The sequence below is a fragment of the Microbacterium sp. NPDC089190 genome (genome assembly GCF_040701795.1).
Classification (GTDB): Bacteria; Actinomycetota; Actinomycetes; order Actinomycetales; family Microbacteriaceae; genus Microbacterium; species Microbacterium galbum.
Genome location: NZ_JBFBHF010000006.1, coordinates 1 through 3,591, shown reverse-complemented (window position 1 = coordinate 3,591; position 3,591 = coordinate 1). Strand labels below are relative to the sequence as shown.

Genomic DNA, 3,591 nt, shown 5'->3' with positions numbered 1-3,591 from the left:
GCTGGGTCACCCCGCCGCTTCACTCGCCACACGACGCTCTCCTACCCATCAACACGGCTGGACCACGAAGGCCTACCAAAAATGTCAATGCCACAACTTCGGTGGCGTGCTTGAGCCCCGTTACATTGTCGGCGCGGAATCACTTGACCAGTGAGCTATTACGCACTCTTTCAAGGGTGGCTGCTTCTAAGCCAACCTCCTGGTTGTCAAAGCAACTCCACATCCTTTCCCACTTAGCACGCGCTTAGGGACCTTAGTTGGTGGTCTGGGTTGTTTCCCTCTCGACTATGAAGCTTATCCCCCACAGTCTCACTGCTGCGCTCTCACTTACCGGCATTCGGAGTTTGGCTGACGTCAGTAACCTTGTAGGGCCCATCGGCCATCCAGTAGCTCTACCTCCGGCAAGAAACACGCAACGCTGCACCTAAATGCATTTCGGAGAGAACCAGCTATCACGAAGTTTGATTGGCCTTTCACCCCTATCCACAGCTCATCCCCTCAGTTTTCAACCTAAGTGGGTTCGGTCCTCCACGACGTCTTACCGTCGCTTCAACCTGGCCATGGATAGATCACTTCGCTTCGGGTCTAGGACACGCGACTGAATCGCCCTATTCAGACTCGCTTTCGCTACGGCTACCCCACACGGGTTAACCTCGCCACGTATCGCTAACTCGCAGGCTCATTCTTCAAAAGGCACGCTGTCACCCCTACTAAGGAGGCTCCAACGGTTTGTAAGCAAACGGTTTCAGGTACTATTTCACTCCCCTCCCGGGGTACTTTTCACCTTTCCCTCACGGTACTTGTCCGCTATCGGTCATCTGGGAGTATTTAGGCTTATCAGGTGGTCCTGACAGATTCACACGGGATTTCTCGGGCCCCGTGCTACTTGGGATACTCTTCACGCCAAGAACAGGCATTTCGACTACGGGGTTCGCACCCTCTATGACCGGCCATTCAAAACCGTTCGTCTATACCCTCTTGTCACGTCGACTGCTCGGCAGAACAATCCGAAAAGTCCCACAACCCCCAACATGCAACGCCTGCCGGCTATCACACACGCTAGGTTTAGCCTCTTCCGATTTCGCTCGCCACTACTCACGGAATCGCTGTTGCTTTCTCTTCCTGTGGGTACTGAGATGTTTCACTTCCCCACGTTCCCTCTACCCGCCCTATATATTCAGGCGGGAGTCACCAGGTACGCACGCGCCCTGGCGGGGTTTCCCCATTCGGACACCCTCGGATCAAAACTCGCTTATCAGTTCCCCGAGGCTTATCGCAGATTGCTACGTCCTTCTTCGGCTCCAGATGCCAAGGCATCCACCGTTTGCTCTTAAAGACTTGAAATCACATGAGTTGAATCGTCAAAAAATTGACTAATGATCTTTAAGATCATCTTCACGACACAAACCCGAAGGCTCATGTCGAAGATGCTCGCGTCCACTGTGTAGTTCTCAAAGTACGGGCGGTACCCCTCCCCGACATCACAACCGCGACATCAAGAAAAGGCCCTCGAGGAACAGCCACCAACCACCACCGGTTCAACAACCAGCGCGATCAGCGCCCGGCCCCTCAGGACCCAACAGCGTGCATGTGTCGACAACTCCGAACCAGATCATTCCAATGGCAAGCCACGTACTAAACCCGAGAACCTCGTCCCCGACACCAAGTCAAATGTTCCACCCATGAGCTAACCGGCAGACACGAACGGTCTGATCCGGCGCCTGGACACTCACAACCCGAAGGCCATCAGTGCCAGATGCTCCTTAGAAAGGAGGTGATCCAGCCGCACCTTCCGGTACGGCTACCTTGTTACGACTTAGTCCTAATTACCGATCCCACCTTCGACGGCTCCCTCCACAAGGGTTGGGCCACCGGCTTCAGGTGTTACCGACTTTCATGACTTGACGGGCGGTGTGTACAAGACCCGGGAACGTATTCACCGCAGCGTTGCTGATCTGCGATTACTAGCGACTCCGACTTCATGAGGTCGAGTTGCAGACCTCAATCCGAACTGGGACCGGCTTTTTGGGATTCGCTCCACCTCACGGTATTGCAGCCCTTTGTACCGGCCATTGTAGCATGCGTGAAGCCCAAGACATAAGGGGCATGATGATTTGACGTCATCCCCACCTTCCTCCGAGTTGACCCCGGCAGTATCCCATGAGTTCCCACCATTACGTGCTGGCAACATAGAACGAGGGTTGCGCTCGTTGCGGGACTTAACCCAACATCTCACGACACGAGCTGACGACAACCATGCACCACCTGTTCACCAGTGTCCAAAGAGTTGACCATTTCTGGCCCGTTCTGGTGTATGTCAAGCCTTGGTAAGGTTCTTCGCGTTGCATCGAATTAATCCGCATGCTCCGCCGCTTGTGCGGGTCCCCGTCAATTCCTTTGAGTTTTAGCCTTGCGGCCGTACTCCCCAGGCGGGGAACTTAATGCGTTAGCTGCGTCACGGAAACCGTGGAATGGTCCCCACAACTAGTTCCCAACGTTTACGGGGTGGACTACCAGGGTATCTAAGCCTGTTTGCTCCCCACCCTTTCGCTCCTCAGCGTCAGTTACGGCCCAGAGATCTGCCTTCGCCATCGGTGTTCCTCCTGATATCTGCGCATTCCACCGCTACACCAGGAATTCCAATCTCCCCTACCGCACTCTAGTCTGCCCGTACCCACTGCAGGCCCGAGGTTGAGCCTCGGGATTTCACAGCAGACGCGACAAACCGCCTACGAGCTCTTTACGCCCAATAATTCCGGATAACGCTTGCGCCCTACGTATTACCGCGGCTGCTGGCACGTAGTTAGCCGGCGCTTTTTCTGCAGGTACCGTCACTTTCGCTTCTTCCCTGCTAAAAGAGGTTTACAACCCGAAGGCCGTCATCCCTCACGCGGCGTTGCTGCATCAGGCTTTCGCCCATTGTGCAATATTCCCCACTGCTGCCTCCCGTAGGAGTCTGGGCCGTGTCTCAGTCCCAGTGTGGCCGGTCACCCTCTCAGGCCGGCTACCCGTCGACGCCTTGGTGAGCCATTACCTCACCAACAAGCTGATAGGCCGCGAGCCCATCCCAGACCAAAAAATCTTTCCAACCCCCACCATGCGGAAGAGGCTCATATCCAGTATTAGACGCCGTTTCCAGCGCTTATCCCAGAGTCCAGGGCAGGTTGCTCACGTGTTACTCACCCGTTCGCCACTGATCCACCAAGCAAGCTTGGCTTCACCGTTCGACTTGCATGTGTTAAGCACGCCGCCAGCGTTCATCCTGAGCCAGGATCAAACTCTCCGTAAAAAAGAAATGCACACAACACCGGGAAAACGATGCTGCAGCGAGTTTGAAACTGACCAAAGAGAAACATCATTACTGACGTATCCATATGCCAACCCCCGAAGAGGCTGGTCTTTGATCCAAAGGAATTTCTCGCAATCCGAAGATCAACGAGGAATAAATTGGCATTTGACAAGTGCACGCTGTTGAGTTCTCAAGGAACGGACGCACCCACAGAAACAGTCACCTAGACCTACCCGTGAGGCAGTTCACTACCTTCACACCATCCACACACAACAAGACCACCTCAAACGAAGCAGATCTCA

At 54.5% G+C, this 3,591-nt stretch carries 2 rRNA genes (1 of these 2 only partly in view); both read right to left on the bottom strand.

From position 1 onward, the window contains the following. A 23S ribosomal RNA gene (locus AB0230_RS17045) occupies positions 1-1,344 on the bottom strand; it reaches 1,868 nt to the left of the window's first position. Positions 1,345-1,767: 423 nt separating this feature from the next. After that, a 16S ribosomal RNA gene (locus AB0230_RS17040) occupies positions 1,768-3,289 on the bottom strand. Together the 16S and 23S rRNA genes form the textbook arrangement of a ribosomal RNA operon. Positions 3,290-3,591: the final 302 nt, after the last annotated feature.